This is a genomic window from Tenacibaculum aquaeponti (assembly GCF_057221555.1).
In genome coordinates, this window is sequence record NZ_CM170147.1 from 2,422,659 (window position 1) to 2,440,048 (window position 17,390).

Below are 17,390 nucleotides of genomic sequence, written 5' to 3' on the forward strand. Positions count from 1 at the left end.
AACGTGGCAAAGATAGTTTTAAAAGACAAAGCAAAAAAGACAAAAAAAGAGAGTTTCTTTCGAAACTCTCTTCATTAATATTTATATAAAAAAATTATAACTTGTAATACAAACCGAATGATAATGCAGGAGATTTTGCAACTCTTCGTCCGCTAAAAGCACCTCCTAAACCAACATTTGCACCAAAGTTTTTATTAATTTCTCCTATAATTTTAAATCCAAAAGCTGCATAGCTCTGGTCATTAACATATAAACTTGTTCTTAAATTAGTAATTGGTTGTAAAATTTCTCCATTATGAAAAGAAGCAACACCATCTAAAAAACCAGCAACCCATAACCAAGAACCTACTTTATAACCAGCTTCACCGCCTAATTTAAATGCAGAACTATAATCGTTTGTTCTAATATCAACTCCTGTAAAAGCTTGAATATACCATTTATCAAATCCTCTACCTGCAGAAATAACAGGAGTAAAAGTCCAAGCGTCGTAACCAGTTCTTAAACCAGTAGCAGCATCAAAATTACTTGTATTAGCTTCAACCATCAATTGACCAGAAATTAACCACTTTTTATTGTAAAAATTATGACGAACTCCAACTTGTATATTTCCTAAAGAACTTTTAGATCCTTCTGCAGTTACTGGAAATGGAGTTGGATTAACTAAATCATTAGTAGCAACAAATTTAAAAGGTAAGTTTGCTATTAAAGTTGTTTTATCTGAAATTCCGTATTCAGCATATAATTGTAATGTATTATCATTAATTTCTCTTTCAGTTTGAAAATCTGGATTTCCAAAAATATCTGAGTATGTTGGAATAGTAGTAAAAGATAATTGTAAATAAGTTTCATCTTTCTTTTGTGTCCAAGGACTTTGAGCATATGTGCTTATTGATAGGCAAATAAGTAAAAAATAAGTTAGTTTTTTCATGTTTTAAATATTTTCACTATTAGTTAAAATATAAGTCAATTCCTTACAAAAAAATGCTTAGAAATTAGAAACTTCTAAGCATTTAGGTTTATTTATTTTCTTTATTTAATTAAAAGAACCTATACAACATAAACCGTTTCGAACAGTTCCAATACAAGATTCTCCAGCAGGAGCATCTAAAACACAAGTACCACCTTCAGACCCAATGAATCCTTGTCCGCCTGCATGGTGAGATGCTACACAACCAGTTGCAGTACAATTAGAACTTCCCCAAATTCCTCCTTGAATAGTTCTTTGTTGTTTTTTGGATAAAATCTTAGTGTTTTGAAGTTTTAAAAATTCTTTTTTCATAATATTTAAATTTATGAGGTTAATAATTACTTTAAATCTATTGTTATTTTCTTTTTAATAGTGTTAAAGAGTATTATTTTAAATTTTATTTAACAAAAACTAGAGTGAAACGCCTTTTTAACTTTTTTAATACTGTTTTTGAATACGAAATTTGATTACTTTTATAGGTTAATATTTGTTTTATGAGTAATTTCAATCGAATTGAGCAAAAACTTCAGCAGTTTAGTAGAAAATTTTACACAAATGAACTAATAAAAGGAAGTATTCTATTTTTAACGTTAGGACTTTTATATCTTTTATTTACTCTATTTATAGAGTATTTTTTCTGGTTAAAACCTAACGCAAGAACAGTTTTGTTCTGGTTATTTATAACCGTAGAAGTATTTTTATTAATTCGTTTTATTTGTTTTCCGATTTTTAAACTTTTTGGACTTAAAAAGGGAATTACTCAAGAAGAAGCTTCTAAACTAATTGGAAATCATTTTCCAGAAGTAAAAGATAAATTACTTAATTTTTTACAGCTTAAAAACGAAACAAATTCATCGGAATTACTTTTAGCAAGTATCGATCAAAAAGCAAGTGAACTACAACCGATTCCTTTTTCAAATGCTATAAATTTCTCAGTAAACGTAAAATATTTAAAATATTTAGTAATTCCAGTGGTTTTATGGTTACTTACTTTTATTACTGGTATTGGTGATAAACTTAATGATAGTTTAAATAGGGTAGTAAATCATAGCATTGCTTACAATCCACCTGCTCCTTTTTTCTTTGAACTTACTTCAAAAAACTTAGAGGTAATTAAAGGTGATCCTTTAACTGTTTACATACAAACTAAAGGACAAGTTATTCCTGATGAAGCAAAAATTAACTTTAATAATGAATCTTATTATTTAGATAATAATGGTTCTGGTTTGTTTTCATACACCTTTGAATCTGTAAATAAAAACATTCAATTCTTTATTGAAGCAAATAAGATTAAGTCTACTAATTATCAAGTAAATATTATTAAGACTCCTTCAATAAAAAACATCAGTATGCAGATCAATTACCCGAGGTATATTGGTAAAAAAAACGAACAACTTTCTAACGCAACAAACATCACTGTTCCACAAGGAACATTCGTTACTTGGAAAGTTTTAACTTCTGATACAGATAGTGTTAATTACACGAGTAACAATAAAACTAAACCTTTTAAAACAGATAAAAACAACGAATTTTCTTTTCAAAAGAGAATTTTAGAAGATGTAAATTATTTAATAAGTACTTCAAATATTAAACTAAAAAATTACGAAAAACTAAATTTTTCTATTAATACAATTTCTGATGAATTTCCAACAATTGAAGTTAAATCAAATATTGATAGTATTTCTAGAGGTCCCGTTTATTTTGCTGGTGAAATTTCTGACGATTATGGATTTCAAAAATTAGAAATGGTTTATTATGATATTCACAATCCTGAAAATAAAAAAACTAAACAAATAAAAATTTCTAGAGAAAACGTACAGAGTTTCTTTGCTAAGTTTCCAGATGATTTAAAATTAATAGAAGGTATAGACTATGAATTATTCTTTAGAGTTTTTGATAATGATGCTATACAAGGAAATAAAAAGGCAGTCAGTAAAAAGTTTTCGTATAGAAAGAAAACGACTGAAGAGTTAGATAATGAATTACTAAATGAACAACAAAATTACTTAGAAAACATTCAGAATTCTTTACAAAAGCAACAAGACAGCAAACAAGAACTAGAAAAAGTTCAATTCGATCTTCAAAACAAGAAGAATATGAATTGGAATGATCAGAAGAAAATAGAAAATATTATTAAGCGACAAGAGCAGTATCAGAACATGATGCAGCGACAAACAAAGAAACTTCAAGAGAACTTTTCTGAAAAGGAAGAAAAAAATGAAAGTTTACAAAAGAAAAAAGAAAACTTACAGAAAAGAATAGAAGAACTTAAAAAGATTCAAAAACAAAAAAAGCTTTTAGATCAACTTAAAAAAATGGCAGAAAAGCTGAACAAGGAAGATTTAATTAAAAAGTCAAAACAACTTGCTCAACAAAACAAACAGCAAGAAAAGAGTTTAGAAAGAGTTTTAGAATTAGCTAAGCAATATTATGTAGAACAAAAAATGAATAAAATTGCTGAAAAACTAGATGAATTAGCTAAAAAACAAGAAGAATTAAGCAACAAAGAGAACACAGAGGAGGAACAAAAAAAATTAAAAGAAGAATTTGAAAAGCAAAAAAAGGAATTAGATGATTTAAAAAAGGAAAACGAAAAATTAAAAAGACCAATGGATATTCCTTCAGTTGAAAACTTAAAGAAGGAAACACAAGAACAATTAAACAAAGCAGAAGAAAACCAAAAGAAAAATAACAGTCAAAAAGCTAAACAAAATCAGAAGAAAGCTGCTCAAAAAATGAAAGAAATGAGTCAGAAAATGCAGCAATCAATGCAAATGATGAGTAATGAAATGGCTGAAGAGAACATGGAAGATCTTCGTAGTATTCTTGAAAACCTAGTTACATTCTCTTTTGATCAGGAAACATTAATGAATGATTTCTCTAAAATTAATTCAGGACATCCTAATTTTGGAAAGAATTTAAAGAAGCAGAATCAATTAAAAACATACTTCGAACATATCGATGATAGCTTGTTTGTTTTATCTCTTCGTGTACCTGAAATTAGTTCTAAAATACAAGATCATTTAGCTGATGCGCATTATAATTTAGATCAATCGTTAGAAAACTTTGCAGATAGTAGATTCCGAAATGGTGTTTCTAACCAAAGATATGTTATGACTTCAGCAAATGAATTAGCTAATATGCTAAGTAATACTTTAGACGCAATGCAAAACCCAAAACCAGGTAGTGGTAGTGGAAAAGGGAAGAGCGGCGATTCATTTAGTTTACCAGATATTATTCAAAAACAAGAAGACTTAATGAATAAAATGAAGAAAGGAATGAATAAAAATGGTAAAGATGGAAAACCTAAAGATGGTGAAAATGGTGAACCAAAGGATGGAAAAGGAGATAAAAAAGGTCAAAAAGGGGAGAATAAAGGACAACAAAAAGGAGAAGGACAACAAGGACAGAACGATGATTTAAATGGAGAATTATACGAAATATACAAACAACAAAGTGAACTTAGACAGCAATTACAAGATGCTATAAAAGATGGAAAAGACGGAAATGGAGAAGGTAAAAAAGCATTAAAACAGATGGAACAGTTAGAAAATGAAATTTTAGAAAAAGGTTTTAATCAAAGTACTTTACAAAGAATGCAGCGTTTAAACTATCAACTTTTAAAATTAGAAAAAGCAACTTTCGAACAAGGAAAAGAAAAGAAAAGAAAGTCAAACACTAATTTAATCCAATATAATAAAAATAGAATCAAGGAACTTGAATTTAAAAAACAGTATTACAATCAAACTGAAATTTTAAACAGACAATCGTTACCTTTACAACAAAATTACAAGAAGAAAGTTCAGGAATATTTCAATAATAAGAACACTTCTAAAAATTAAAAAATGATAGCTTTTAATTACGAAACCAACTTTGAACTTTCAGATGAAAAAAGAACATCTGAATGGATTATTAAATGTATAGAAGAAGAAAACCACGAACTAGGTGAAGTGAATTATATCTTTTGTGATGATAGTTATTTACATAAAATAAACGTTGAATTTTTACAACATGACACATTCACAGATATTATTAGTTTCGATTATTCTTTAGGTAAACTTGTAAGTGGTGATATTTTTATCTCTATAGAAAGAGTAAAGGAAAATGCTTCTAAATTTGAAGTTTCTTTTCAAGAAGAACTACACCGAGTCATTATTCATGGCATACTTCATTATATGGGTTTTAAAGATAAGACAGATAATGAAAAACAAATCATGAGAGACAAAGAAAATACTTGTTTAAAAGTCTTAAATTTGTAGTCCGTTCCACGTGGAACGGACTTTTTTATTTTAAAGAATATCCAATACAGAATATAAAGATGAGTTTATTCACAACAACATACGATGTTATTGTAGTAGGAGGAGGACACGCTGGTAGTGAAGCAGCAGCAGCAAGTGCAAACATGGGAGCACACACTCTTTTAATTACAATGAATTTACAGAACATTGCTCAAATGAGTTGTAATCCTGCTATGGGTGGAATAGCAAAAGGACAAATAGTTAGAGAGATTGATGCGTTAGGTGGTTATAGTGCTATTGTTACGGATAAGACCGCTATACAATTTAAAATGCTTAACAAATCTAAAGGACCTGCAATGTGGAGTCCGAGAGCTCAATCTGACAGAATGCAGTTTGCAGAATGTTGGAGAAATATGCTTGAGCAAACTGAAAATTTAGATTTTTATCAAGATTCTGTTAACGGTTTAATCTTCGATGGAAACAAAATAATTGGAGTAAAAACAAACCTTGGATTAGATATAAAAGCCAAGACTGTAATTGTAACAGCAGGTACTTTTTTAAATGGTTTAATTCATATCGGAGAGAAAACATTTGGTGGTGGTAGAGCAGGAGAAGGGGCTTCAACTGGAATAACAGAAGACTTAGTTGCAAAAGGTTTTGAATCTGGAAGAATGAAAACAGGAACACCTCCAAGAGTAGATGGTCGTTCTTTAGATTATTCTAAAATGACCGAACAACCTGGTGATGATAATCCTGAAAAATTCTCTTATTTACCGATTACATCTGTTTTAAAAGAACAGAGATCTTGTTATTTGACTTATACAAATCAAACTACACATGATTTACTTAGAGAAGGATTTGATAGATCTCCTATGTTTAACGGAAGAATTAAATCAACTGGACCAAGATATTGTCCGTCTGTAGAAGATAAAATAAATCGTTTTGCTGATAAAGAAAGACATCAAGTTTTTGTAGAACCTGAGGGGTGGAATACAGTTGAGATATATGTAAATGGGTTCTCTACATCTTTACCAGAAGACATTCAAGATAAAGCAATACGTTCTATTCCTGGTTTTGAAAAAGTAAAGTTTTTTAGATATGGATATGCGATAGAATACGACTATTTTTCACCAACACAGTTAACACACTCGTTGGAAACAAAACTTATCGAAAACTTATTTTTCGCAGGACAAATTAACGGTACTACTGGATATGAAGAAGCAGCAGCGCAAGGATTAATGGCAGGTGTAAATGCAGCATTAAAAACACAAAATAAAGAACCTTTTATTTTAAAAAGGAGTGAAGCTTATATAGGAGTTTTAATTGATGATTTAATCACAAAAGGAACTGAAGAACCATATAGAATGTTTACTTCTCGTGCAGAATACAGAACTCTACTTCGTCAAGATAATGCTGATTTAAGATTAACTAAAAAATCTTTCGAAATTGGTTTAGCTTCAGAAGAAAGATTAAAAAGAGTAACTAACAAAGAAAGGAAAACAGAAGAAACAATAGAGTTCTTAAAAAAACTAAGCGTAACAAAAGAAGAAATAAACCCTATACTTGAGAAAAAAAATCTAGCAGCTATAAATCAATCTATGAAGTTATACAAAATAGCAGCCAGACCTCAACTTACTTTTAATGACTTTTTATCTATAGAAAAATTAAATAATTTCATAGAAGAAAACTCAATAGATAAAGAAATTATAGAACAAGTTGAAATTCATTTAAAGTATTCGGGGTATATCGAAAAAGAGAAGAGCAACGCTGATAAATTAAACAGACTAGAAAACGTTCCTATACCTTCAAGTTTTGATTACACTAAAGTAAAATCATTATCATACGAAGCAAGGGAAAAACTTCTAAAAATAAAACCGACCAGCATTTCGCAAGCAAGTCGAATTAGTGGAGTTTCTCCAAGCGATGTCTCTGTATTATTAGTTTATATGGGTAGATAATTTTAAAACGTTCCACATGGAACGTTTTTTTTATTCACTAAAATTTAAATCAAAAAAGAGAATGTTCCTTGTGGAACATTTTTTAAATTTACCATTTTGAAACCGTAAAGTTTCACGTGGAACTTAAAATAAAAGTAACTTGAACTACAATAAAAACACTTCCCTTTATATAGATTGTAAAGATCATTCAGTAAGTAAAGAAGAATTTAAATTATTAAGAAACGAAGAATACGATTTATTAATTACAAACCCAATACCTGATAATTTGAGTTCTTATTATGAAAGCGAAGAATACATTTCACATACAGACAGTAGTGAAGGTATAATTAATAAGATATATCAGAGTGTAAGAAAATATACTATATCAAAAAAAATAAAATTAATAAATAATTACATCAATAAAAGTAAGTCAATATTAGACATAGGATGTGGTACTGGAGATTTTATAAAAGAATGTAAAAACAACGATTGGGAAGTTGTAGGTATTGAACCAAATTCTAAAGCAAGAGATATAGGACGAACTAAAAATTTAGTTATATTAAATTCAATTGATGAATTACATGAACAGAAATTTGATGTAATAACAATGTGGCATGTTTTAGAACATGTAACAGATTTAGATAATACTATTAACAAAATTAAAAACATGTTGACAGAAAATGGAACTTTAATTATTGCTGTACCAAATTATAAAAGTTTTGATGCTGTTTATTATAAAAATTATTGGGCTGCTTATGATGTACCAAGACATATTTGGCATTTTTCAAAAAATAGTATCTCAAGAATCTTTGATAAAATCAAAATGGAAGTTGTAAATATAAAACCAATGTTATTTGATTCATTCTATGTTTCTATGTTATCTGAAAAATATAAAAGAGGAAGAAACAACTTTTTAAATGCTTTTTTTGTTGGATTATGGTCTAATATAAAAGGATTATCAACAGAAGAATATTCATCTCATATCTACATCATAAAAAATAAGAAATAATCATTTATAGGTGGTTTTAAAAAGGATTTACAACTCATCTATAAAATTATATTAATTAAAAATAAAAACGCTTTAAATCCCATTATTTAAAGCGTTTATTATAATTAAAAATTATATTTATTTTATTTAATATAAATTTTATTTACTTAATAAATACACTCCGAAAATTGCAATTATAAAATAAACTGCTAATGTCATAGCACCTGCATAATCTTTTGCTAATCTTTGTCCGACTAAAAGAAAAATTAAACTTAATGCAGAAAGTACTGCACCAATTAAAGCTATTTCTTTTGCACCTGTTGTTGATAAGTGAAAAATTCCAACGAACATTAAAGCACCGGCTAAAAGTTCCATAATTAAAATAATTGCTAATAAGATAGGCACAGAATTTTTTAAAGGAGAATTTTTAAAATGTTCTTTAATAAAAGAAGCATTACCTTTCCAGTCTGTAACTTTATCTATACCGGACTGTAAGAAAGTAACTATTAAAAATAAAAGTAATAAAATTTCTGTTATGTGTTTTTGAAAAAGTTCCATAAAAAAGTTTGTTTTAGGATAAAATTACTACATATTGTAACAATTAAAAAAAATTGCGTCATATAAGTAACTTAAATAGCTATATTTATAAATAAATCAACTTAAAAAAATTTAACTATGTCATTATTATCCAATCCATTAATACCATTAATAATATTTTTATCTATAATATTATTGATATCTGCATTCTTTATAGTAAAACAACAAACTGCTGCTATTATTGAGCGTTTTGGTAAGTTTCACAGTATTCGACAGTCTGGTTTACATATAAAAATACCATTAGTAGACCGTATTGCAGGGAAGTTAAGCTTAAAAATTCAACAATTAGATGTAATTGTAGAAACAAAGACTTTAGATGATGTATTCGTACGTTTAAAGGTTTCTGTTCAATATAAAGTAATAAAAGATAAGGTATATGATGCTTTCTATAAATTAGATTATCCACACGATCAGATTACAAGTTATGTATTTGATGTTGTTCGTGCTGAAGTACCTAAAATGAAGTTAGATGATGTATTTGTTAAAAAAGATGATATTGCAATTGCAGTAAAATCTGAATTAAATGATGCAATGATGGAGTATGGATATGACATTATTAAAACGTTAGTAACAGATATCGATCCTGATGCTCAAGTAAAGGCTGCAATGAATAGAATTAATGCTTCTGAAAGAGAAAAAATTGCTGCTCAATATGAAGGAGATGCTCAACGTATTTTAATTGTTGAAAAAGCAAAAGCAGAAGCAGAAAGTAAAAGATTACAAGGTCAAGGTATTGCAGACCAAAGAAGAGAGATTGCGCGTGGTTTAGAAGAATCTGTAGAAGTTTTAAATAAAGTTGGTATTAACAGTCAAGAAGCTTCTGCATTAATCGTTGTAACGCAACACTACGATACATTACAATCGATAGGAGAGGAGACAAATAGTAATTTAATTTTACTACCAAACTCACCACAAGCAGGTAGTGACATGTTAAATAACATGGTGGCCTCTTTTACAGCAAGTAACCAAATTGGTGAAGCTATGAAAAAAGCAAAAAACAAAAAGAAAGATGATTCTGAAGATTAATGATACATCTATAAATTAAAATATATTAAAATCCAGTAGTTTTACTACTGGATTTTTTACGTTTATCAAATAAATATATACGTTCATCAAACAAAATAGTAAAGTATTCAAATCCTTTATTTCTTTGTTATAAAATATTAAAATAATGGAAATGAAGTACTTTAAAAACACTTGTATTATCTTAGGTTTAATAAGCTTTTTTAATCTTAAAGCTCAAAAGGATGGTAAAGATTATTCTTCAGATATTAAAAATTTCATAAAAGAATTTCCCACTAATACAGAGTTATCAGTGTTAGTTATAGATGGAGATAATTCAGAGTACTTAGGTGTTAGAAAACAAAATGGTACTATAAATAGTATTGATAATAAAGAAAGTATTTTTGAAATAGGATCTATTACAAAAGTATTTACTAATATTTTGTTATCTAATTCAATACAGCATGGTAAGACTACTTTGAATGAAACTCTACAAAGTAACTTTGATTTTACTATTGATAAAGGCGATAGTATTACTTTACAGCATTTATCAAATCATAGTTCTGGACTTCCAGTTTTACCTTCTAACATGTATAAACAAATGGAAAAGAATCCAACAAATCCATATAAAGAGTATACTAATGATGACTTAAAAAAGTATTTGAATGGGAAAATTGACTATGAATATAAAGCTGGTGAAAACAGTGTGTATTCTAATTTAGGAATGGGTTTATTAGGATATATATTAGCAAAAAAAGCAAAGAAAACTTATCATCAATTGCTAAATGAAACTATTCTAAATCCTTTACAAATGAATAGTACTTCAACAAATGTAAAAGACAAAAGTAAATTGGTAAAAGGTCTAAATCCTGATGGTAGTTTTGCAAGTAATTGGGATTTTACGGATGCTTTGGTTGGAGCAGGAGGAATAAAATCTACAACTGAAGATATGGAAAAATTTATCCGTAAAAACTTCGAAAATGATCCAATGTATACATTACCATTAAAAGAAACATTTGCTGTAAATAAAGTGGCTAAAATTGGTTTAGGTTGGCAAATTATAGACAGTAAAAATAAAAAGTTGTACTGGCATAATGGAGGAACTGGTGGATATAGATCTTGTTTAGTATTTCATAAGGAATCTAAAAAAGCAGTTTTAGTATTATCTAATATTTCAGCTTTTCATGGTAAATCATCGAGTTTAGATAATTTATGCTTTTCTTTATTTAAGAAACTAATGAAATGATAAAAAAGAGAATTTTTATAATCTTATTACATTTAACTTTCTGGTTATTAAGCTATATATATATAACTTCCGGTAATTTAAATTGGAATGGATTTGGAAAAGAAGAAGGATTATTAAAAAAAGCATACCTATATGGTATGTTTTTTAATGCTTTATTATTTTACATTCAAGTGTTTTGGCTAGTTCCTAAGTATTATGTAAAAAATAAAAAAGCAATGTTTTGGGGCTTTTCTATAGTACTATTCTTTTTAATAACCTATGTTGAAACCTATTTAGATGTTGCTTTAGCAGTAAAGTATCATGTGTATAATTTTGAACCAATTGCAGCTGGAATAATATGGTTTTATCATAATTCAATATTTCATTTCATTTATTTTATAGTTGGGTTTTATTACCGTTTTCAACAAGAATACATCAAATCTGAGAGAGCAAAACAAGAATTACTAATAGAGAATCATAATGCTGAATTAAAATACTTAAAAGCTCAATTAAATCCACATTTTTTATTCAATGGAATTAATAGTATTTATCATTTAATTGGAAAGAATAACGCTAATGCTAAAAGCACACTACTTAAGTTTTCTAATTTATTACGTTATCAACTTTACGAGAGTAATACAAACAAAATAGAGCTCTATAAAGAGATAAATTACATAGAAGAATACATTAGTATAGAAAGAATAAGAAAAGGAGAGGATATCGTTTTAAATTTAAATATAGATATTGAAAAAGAACATAATTTGATTATGCCTTTATTATTAATTCCTTTCATAGAAAATGCTTTTAAACATATTAGTAATCATAATGAAGCAAAAAATAATATTATATCAATCTCAATTGTAGAAAGAAATAACCTTTTAAAACTAATAGTTAATAACTCTAAAGATTCTTTTCATCATCAGGCAAAGAGTGGGGGAATAGGTTTAAAAAATGTAAGAAAGAGATTAAATTTACTCTATAAAGATAAATATGATTTAAATATTAAATCTACTGAAGATACACATGAAGTTGAACTTATAATACATTTAAATTGAGAAAAATAAATTGTTTAATTGTTGATGATGAGCCTTTAGCCAGAGAAGGAATTAAAGAGTATTGTGATCAGATTCCTTTAGTAAAAGTTATTGCTTTGTGTAAAAATGCAATTATAGCTAATGAATATTTACAATCTCATGAAATTGACTTAATTTTCTTAGATATTAACATGCCATTATTAACTGGATTAGAATGGTTAAAAACACTTAAAAACTCACCACTTGTAATAATTACCAGTGCATATTCTGAACATGCATTAGAAAGCTATGATTTTGAAGTTATAGATTATTTAGTAAAACCTATTCCTTTCAATAGATTTTTACAAGCTGTTAATAAAGCAGAGCGTTTGTTAACTAAAGAAGATAATAACAATACAATTTTTATTAAAACATCTGATGCAATAAAAAGAGTTGCAACTAGTGATATTCTATTCATAGAATCTATGCAAAACTATGTGAAAGTAATTACAGAAAAAGAAATAATTATTACACATATTACTTTAAAACAAATGCATGATCAATTGCCTAAAAATGAGTTCATAAAAACACATAAATCCTATATCATATCAAAAAATAAAATCGATGAGATTAGTGGTAATTTAATTGTAATACGTGATTGTAAAGTACCTATAAGTGTTCGATTAAAAAAAGAAGTACTGCAAAGTTTAATGTAATAAAAAAAGCTCACAAAATTGTGAGCTTTACATATATAATTTATTAAAAATTATTTCTCTTCGATTCTATCGTCCTCTTCTTTGGTAGCATCTTTAAATTCCTTAATACCAGAACCTAAACCTCTCATTAATTCAGGAATTTTCTTTCCTCCAAATAATAATAGTACTACAACTACTATTAATGCTATAGACGCTCCACCAGGAATTGCTAAAAATGTTGTTAATGTATTCATCATCCAAAATTTTATATTGCAAAGATATAAAAAACTTTAGTTACTTCTTTCAATAGTTCCACCAATTACTTTCTTTTCTTCAATAAGTTCTGGCTTGCCTTTATAAAGTATTGTTCCACCAAAACTTACTTTAGCATTTAAAGTCTCTCCTGAATGTATTTCAGCTTTTGCTCCAGAACCAGCAGTTACTGTACAAACATTAGTAACTTTTAAATTGTAACCATGATAAGTTGCTCCTAAATCTAATTTAACTGTTTGATTTTTAGCTTCACCAGAGAGTTTAATAACTCCACCAGAAGAACTCTTTACAGTTAAATGTTTAGTATTAACAACTAAGTTCATAAATGCCCCTTCTTGAGCTTTAATTTCAACATGGTTTTGATTTATCTCTTTACATGTTAACGTAACTCCTTCATTTGCATCTATAATGTTAATATCTTTATTAAAATATAATTTAGCTTTTACTTTTCCATCTGCTGTAGTTTCAGGAAAGCGTAATGATATTTTTAATTTCTTGCCTTGTTGTTTAATTCTTACTTTTTCTGCTTTCTCTCCAGTAATATAAATTTCTTGCTTATCAGATTTTATTAATTCTATATCGATACCATTGTATACTTTAAGAATCTCAAAATCTTTCAGTTGCTTCGTAATTGTAGTTTGAGCAAAAGTAAAAATAGAAAGAAAACAAAATTTAAAAAATAATATTTGTTTCATTATTAGGTGATTATAATTACAAATTAAACTAAAAATTTGTGTGATTAGTATATTGAAAAAGTTAAAGTTTAATGTGAAATTAAATCAAAATCTAAATGTTTTCTTTCAAGATCTGTATGTTTAACTTTAACAACAACTTCATCTCCTAATTGAATTACAGCTTGAGTAGCCTGACCTACAACTGCATACTGTTTTTCATCAAAAATGTAATAATCATCTTTTATATCTCTAATACGAACCATTCCTTCGCATTTATTAGCTATAATTTCAACATAAATCCCCCATTCTGTGACACCAGAAACAACACCTTCAAATTCCACATCTTTATGATCTTGCATATACTTAACTTGCATATACTTAATAGATTCACGTTCTGCTTTTGCTGCAAGTTCTTCCATTTTTGAAGAATGTTTACAACGTTCTTCATAAGCTTCAACTTTTGGTGAAGTACCTCCATCTAAATAATGTTGTAATAATCTGTGTGTCATTACATCTGGATATCTTCGAATTGGTGAAGTAAAGTGACTATAATACTCAAAAGCTAAACCGTAATGTCCAATATTTTGTGTGGTATAAACGGCTTTACTCATAGAACGAATTGCTAAAGTCTCAACCATATTTGCTTCTCCTTTTCCTTGAACTTCCTTTAAAAGTTCATTTAAAGACTGAGAAGTAGTTTCTCTTGTTTGAGTATCAATTTTATATCCGAATTTAGATACAATGTTTTGTAAAGAAGCTAGTTTTTCAATATCAGGTTCATCATGAACACGATAAATAAATGTTTTATTACTAGGTTTTCCTCCTTTAGCTTTTCCTATAAATTCTGCTACTTTTCTGTTAGCTAATAACATAAATTCTTCAATTAATTTATTAGCATCTTTTCCTTCTTTAAAGAATACACCAACCGGATTAGCATTTTCATCTAAATGAAATTTTACTTCCACTTTATCAAAAGATATTGCTCCAGATTTCATTCTCTTACTACGCATTTTCTTAGCTAATTCATCTAATTTTAAAATAGCATTAGAAATATTCTCATCTACAGTATATGCTGAACCTGATAATGAAACCTCAACAGGAACCACATTCGTTTTACTTTCTATAATGGCTTGAGCTTCTTCGTATGCAAAACGTTTATCAGAATAAGTAACTGTTCTTCCAAACCACTGATTTAAAATTTGCGCTTTTTCATTCATCTCAAATACAGCAGAAAAAGTCAATTTTTCTTCATTCGGACGTAAAGAACAAACTCCATTAGATAACATTTCTGGTAACATAGGTACAACACGATCAACTAAATACACAGAAGTTGCTCTGTCATAAGCTTCGTCATCTAAAATTGTTTTTGGTTGTACATAATGAGAAACATCAGCAATATGAATTCCAATTTCATAATTACCATTTTCTAAAACTGTAAATGATAAAGCATCATCAAAATCTTTTGCATCTTTTGGATCTATTGTAAACGTAAGATCATTTCTCATATCTCTACGTTTAGCAACTTCTTCATTGGTAATAGCTATAGTTAATTTTTCTGCATCTTCTTCTACCTCTTTTGGAAACTCATAAGGTAATCCGTATTCTAATAAAATCGAGTGTATTTCAGTATCATGATCTCCTGGCTTTCCTAAGATTTGAGTAATTTTTCCAAATGGATTTTTAGAGTTTTCTGGCCAATCTGTAATCTTAGCGACTACTTTGTCTCCATTATCGGCCCCATTTAATTTTCCTTTCGATACAAATATATCTGCATACATTTTAGAATTATCTGGTAAAACAAAACCGAAATTTTTACTCATTTGTAATGTTCCTACAAACTCTTGTCGAGCTCTTTCAATGATTTCAACAACATCTGCTTCAAGTTTAGATGTTTTTCTTTTGTTATACACATAAACCCTAACAATATCGTCTTGTAAAGCTTTATTTATATTTACTGAAGGAACAAAAATATCATCTTCAAAATCATCACAAATAAAATAACCGTTACCATTACTAGTAAGATCCATTGTACCAATATGATATTTACGATCTGCATTAATTTTATACTTTCCTTTTTCTACTTCTACAATTTTATTTGTAGCAGCCAGTTCGTGAAGTTTCTTTATAATTTGATTTCTTCCGTCTGTATCACTAATAGCAATTTTGCTAGCAATTTGCTTGTAATTAAAAGCCTTGTTACTGTCTTCATTTAAGATTTTAAAAATCTTTCTCGTTAAATCCTTTATCACCTTACCTTTCTTCTTGTAAATTTTCTTCTTTTTAGGCATATAATCTTTTATAATTTATCAGAAAGCAAAGTACAAAGAAATTTAGTGGTTATAACTATTAAATAATTGTTATCAATACATTTTTGTACTTTACAAGCTTATTTTTAATTTTTTATTTATGAATACATGTTGGTTTGTTATTATAAACCCTACTGCTGGTAATACTTCTTTATCTTCAATTTTAGGAGAAATTAAATATCACTTAAATAACAACAACATAAAGTATTCTTATGCATTAACAACACATGAAAAACATGAAATAGAACTAGTTCATGAAGCTATTAATAACGGAATTAAAAAATTTATTTCTGTTGGAGGTGATGGTACTCTTCATAACATTGTTAATGGAATAATGACTCAAAATAAAGTTTCTTCTAATGAAATAACAGTTGGTGTAATTCCTTTAGGAACAGGTAATGATTGGGTAAAAACTTATAAAATACCTCAAAAAATTTCTAAAAATATTGAAATAATTAAATCGGAAAAAACTGTTTGTCAAGATATTGGTTATTTAAAACTTAAAAATAATTCTACTTATTTCAATAACGTAGCGGGAATTGGCTATGATGGTTATGTTGTTAATAAACTAAAAAAATTAAAAAAATTAGGCAGTATTGCTTATTTAATAAGTGGCTTGTATGGTTTGCTTTTTTATAAAAAAACTTCATTTACTATACAAGTTAACAATGAAATTATAAAAACTAAATGTTTAATGACTCTTTTTGGTATATGTAAATATTCTGCTGGAGGAATGCAATTAACTAATTATAAAAATTCTTCAAATGGATTTTTAGATATTACTATAGCTAAGAATCTAACATTTAAAGATTTAATTTTAAATATTAAAAAATTATATAATGGTCAAATAATAAATCATAACAAAGTAGAAACTTTTTTATCTGATCAAATAACAATTGTACCTGATTTATCAACTTCTAATATATATATACAAGCTGATGGAGAATTAATTGGTACAGGTCCAGTAACTGTACAAATTATTAAAAAAGCTATAAATTTTGTAGTAAATACTTAGTACTACCAAAAAGTTAGTTAAAAAAATCTTAAGAAAAATGTAACATTTCTTAAATTTTCTCGTCTTTATATAAACTAACTACTACAAAGTGAAAAACTTACGTAAAATAATTATCTTCTTTCTTGTAATATTTATTACAGGCATTATTGTTGCAGCAGTAAGTATCAATACATCACTTAGTAAAAAAGACTCATCTAAAGTTATTTCTTCTAAAAAAGACATTCTTTACCTAATCAAAATGTCTTAACTCTTTTTCCTTATTAACAACTTATATTATTATTAATTGTTTTTATTTAAAATTTTAAAAAAAGAAAACTGATTATAATAGTCTGTTAATTTGTGGAATTGTTTTATGAATTTAAATTTGGTTTTGTCACTTATTAAATGAAGTTAACAATTTATGAGTATAAAAATAGATTGAAAATCAACTATAAAACATAGTTATTAACAATCATCTTAA

15 protein-coding genes are annotated in these 17,390 nt (G+C 27.5%); 9 read left to right on the forward strand and 6 right to left on the reverse strand.

All coding sequences use genetic code 11. The features are described 5' to 3' along the window. Positions 1–94: 94 nt before the first annotated feature. Positions 95–928 (reverse strand): transporter family protein, encoded by an 834-nt coding sequence (locus AC2TEO_RS10850; protein WP_442264841.1) that lies wholly within the window; start codon positions 926–928, stop codon positions 95–97. A gap of 105 nt (positions 929–1,033) precedes the next feature. Next, positions 1,034–1,279, reverse strand: a complete 246-nt coding sequence (locus tag AC2TEO_RS10855) for a hypothetical protein (protein ID WP_442264842.1) — start codon at positions 1,277–1,279, stop codon at positions 1,034–1,036. A 182-nt stretch (positions 1,280–1,461) separates the two neighbouring features. Between AC2TEO_RS10855 and AC2TEO_RS10860 the strand changes: the two genes are divergently transcribed. The 4 genes from AC2TEO_RS10860 (at position 1,462) to AC2TEO_RS10875 (ending at position 8,151) form a co-directional block, all read left to right on the forward strand. Then, positions 1,462–4,809 carry a coiled-coil domain-containing protein gene (locus tag AC2TEO_RS10860; RefSeq protein WP_442264843.1) on the forward strand — a complete coding sequence of 1,116 codons (3,348 nt, stop codon included), beginning with the start codon at positions 1,462–1,464 and terminating at the stop codon, positions 4,807–4,809. 3 nt (positions 4,810–4,812) lie between these two features. Further along, complete coding sequence (ybeY, locus tag AC2TEO_RS10865) at positions 4,813–5,226, forward strand: rRNA maturation RNase YbeY (RefSeq protein ID WP_442264844.1); 414 nt, start codon at positions 4,813–4,815, stop codon at positions 5,224–5,226. A gap of 59 nt (positions 5,227–5,285) precedes the next feature. After that, a complete protein-coding gene (gene mnmG / locus AC2TEO_RS10870) occupies positions 5,286–7,163 on the forward strand; it encodes a tRNA uridine-5-carboxymethylaminomethyl(34) synthesis enzyme MnmG (protein WP_442264845.1) in 1,878 nt (625 codons plus the stop codon). A gap of 139 nt (positions 7,164–7,302) precedes the next feature. Beyond that, positions 7,303–8,151 carry a class I SAM-dependent methyltransferase gene (locus tag AC2TEO_RS10875; protein WP_442264846.1) on the forward strand — a complete coding sequence of 283 codons (849 nt, stop codon included), beginning with the start codon at positions 7,303–7,305 and terminating at the stop codon, positions 8,149–8,151. A 138-nt stretch (positions 8,152–8,289) separates the two neighbouring features. On the opposite strand, the gene AC2TEO_RS10880 is transcribed toward AC2TEO_RS10875, so the two are convergent. Continuing rightward, the gene (locus AC2TEO_RS10880) at positions 8,290–8,688 is read right to left on the reverse strand and encodes a DoxX family protein (protein ID WP_442264847.1); all 399 of its coding nucleotides are present in this window, start codon (positions 8,686–8,688) and stop codon (positions 8,290–8,292) included. A 117-nt stretch (positions 8,689–8,805) separates the two neighbouring features. Here AC2TEO_RS10880 and AC2TEO_RS10885 point away from each other — a divergent pair, with 117 nt between their 5' ends. From AC2TEO_RS10885 to AC2TEO_RS10900, 4 genes are all read left to right on the forward strand, one after another. Next, a complete protein-coding gene (locus AC2TEO_RS10885) occupies positions 8,806–9,753 on the forward strand; it encodes an SPFH domain-containing protein (RefSeq protein ID WP_442264848.1) in 948 nt (315 codons plus the stop codon). A 151-nt stretch (positions 9,754–9,904) separates the two neighbouring features. Further along, positions 9,905–10,975, forward strand: coding sequence for a serine hydrolase domain-containing protein (locus AC2TEO_RS10890; protein WP_442264849.1), 1,071 nt, complete (start codon positions 9,905–9,907; stop codon positions 10,973–10,975). Continuing rightward, complete coding sequence (locus AC2TEO_RS10895) at positions 10,972–12,009, forward strand: sensor histidine kinase (RefSeq protein ID WP_442264850.1); 1,038 nt, start codon at positions 10,972–10,974, stop codon at positions 12,007–12,009. Before AC2TEO_RS10890 ends, AC2TEO_RS10895 begins: the two co-directional genes overlap by 4 nt. Next, positions 12,006–12,683 carry a LytR/AlgR family response regulator transcription factor gene (locus AC2TEO_RS10900; protein WP_442264851.1) on the forward strand — a complete coding sequence of 226 codons (678 nt, stop codon included), beginning with the start codon at positions 12,006–12,008 and terminating at the stop codon, positions 12,681–12,683. Before AC2TEO_RS10895 ends, AC2TEO_RS10900 begins: the two co-directional genes overlap by 4 nt. Positions 12,684–12,733: 50 nt before the next feature. On the opposite strand, the gene AC2TEO_RS10905 is transcribed toward AC2TEO_RS10900, so the two are convergent. From AC2TEO_RS10905 to rnr, 3 genes are all read right to left on the reverse strand, one after another. After that, positions 12,734–12,916, reverse strand: a complete 183-nt coding sequence (locus AC2TEO_RS10905) for a Sec-independent protein translocase subunit TatA (protein WP_095068690.1) — start codon at positions 12,914–12,916, stop codon at positions 12,734–12,736. A 36-nt stretch (positions 12,917–12,952) separates the two neighbouring features. Further along, the gene (locus tag AC2TEO_RS10910; protein WP_442264852.1) at positions 12,953–13,630 is read right to left on the reverse strand and encodes a head GIN domain-containing protein; all 678 of its coding nucleotides are present in this window, start codon (positions 13,628–13,630) and stop codon (positions 12,953–12,955) included. Between the two features lie 68 nt (positions 13,631–13,698). Continuing rightward, positions 13,699–15,897 (reverse strand): ribonuclease R, encoded by a 2,199-nt coding sequence (rnr, locus tag AC2TEO_RS10915; protein ID WP_442264853.1) that lies wholly within the window; start codon positions 15,895–15,897, stop codon positions 13,699–13,701. Between the two features lie 118 nt (positions 15,898–16,015). Here rnr and AC2TEO_RS10920 point away from each other — a divergent pair, with 118 nt between their 5' ends. After that, complete coding sequence (locus AC2TEO_RS10920) at positions 16,016–16,930, forward strand: diacylglycerol/lipid kinase family protein (RefSeq protein WP_442264854.1); 915 nt, start codon at positions 16,016–16,018, stop codon at positions 16,928–16,930. Positions 16,931–17,390: the final 460 nt, after the last annotated feature.

Coding starts and splice junctions, on each gene's coding strand:
- AC2TEO_RS10855 (WP_442264842.1), bottom strand. CDS start 1,279: ATGAAAAAAGAATTTTTAAAACTTCAAAACACTAAGATTTTATCCAAA.
- AC2TEO_RS10880 (WP_442264847.1), bottom strand. CDS start 8,688: ATGGAACTTTTTCAAAAACACATAACAGAAATTTTATTACTTTTATTT.
- AC2TEO_RS10860 (WP_442264843.1), top strand. CDS start 1,462: ATGAGTAATTTCAATCGAATTGAGCAAAAACTTCAGCAGTTTAGTAGA.
- AC2TEO_RS10890 (WP_442264849.1), top strand. CDS start 9,905: ATGAAGTACTTTAAAAACACTTGTATTATCTTAGGTTTAATAAGCTTT.
- mnmG (WP_442264845.1), top strand. CDS start 5,286: ATGAGTTTATTCACAACAACATACGATGTTATTGTAGTAGGAGGAGGA.
- AC2TEO_RS10910 (WP_442264852.1), bottom strand. CDS start 13,630: ATGAAACAAATATTATTTTTTAAATTTTGTTTTCTTTCTATTTTTACT.
- AC2TEO_RS10895 (WP_442264850.1), top strand. CDS start 10,972: ATGATAAAAAAGAGAATTTTTATAATCTTATTACATTTAACTTTCTGG.
- ybeY (WP_442264844.1), top strand. CDS start 4,813: ATGATAGCTTTTAATTACGAAACCAACTTTGAACTTTCAGATGAAAAA.
- AC2TEO_RS10850 (WP_442264841.1), bottom strand. CDS start 928: ATGAAAAAACTAACTTATTTTTTACTTATTTGCCTATCAATAAGCACA.
- AC2TEO_RS10920 (WP_442264854.1), top strand. CDS start 16,016: ATGAATACATGTTGGTTTGTTATTATAAACCCTACTGCTGGTAATACT.
- rnr (WP_442264853.1), bottom strand. CDS start 15,897: ATGCCTAAAAAGAAGAAAATTTACAAGAAGAAAGGTAAGGTGATAAAG.
- AC2TEO_RS10905 (WP_095068690.1), bottom strand. CDS start 12,916: ATGAATACATTAACAACATTTTTAGCAATTCCTGGTGGAGCGTCTATA.
- AC2TEO_RS10885 (WP_442264848.1), top strand. CDS start 8,806: ATGTCATTATTATCCAATCCATTAATACCATTAATAATATTTTTATCT.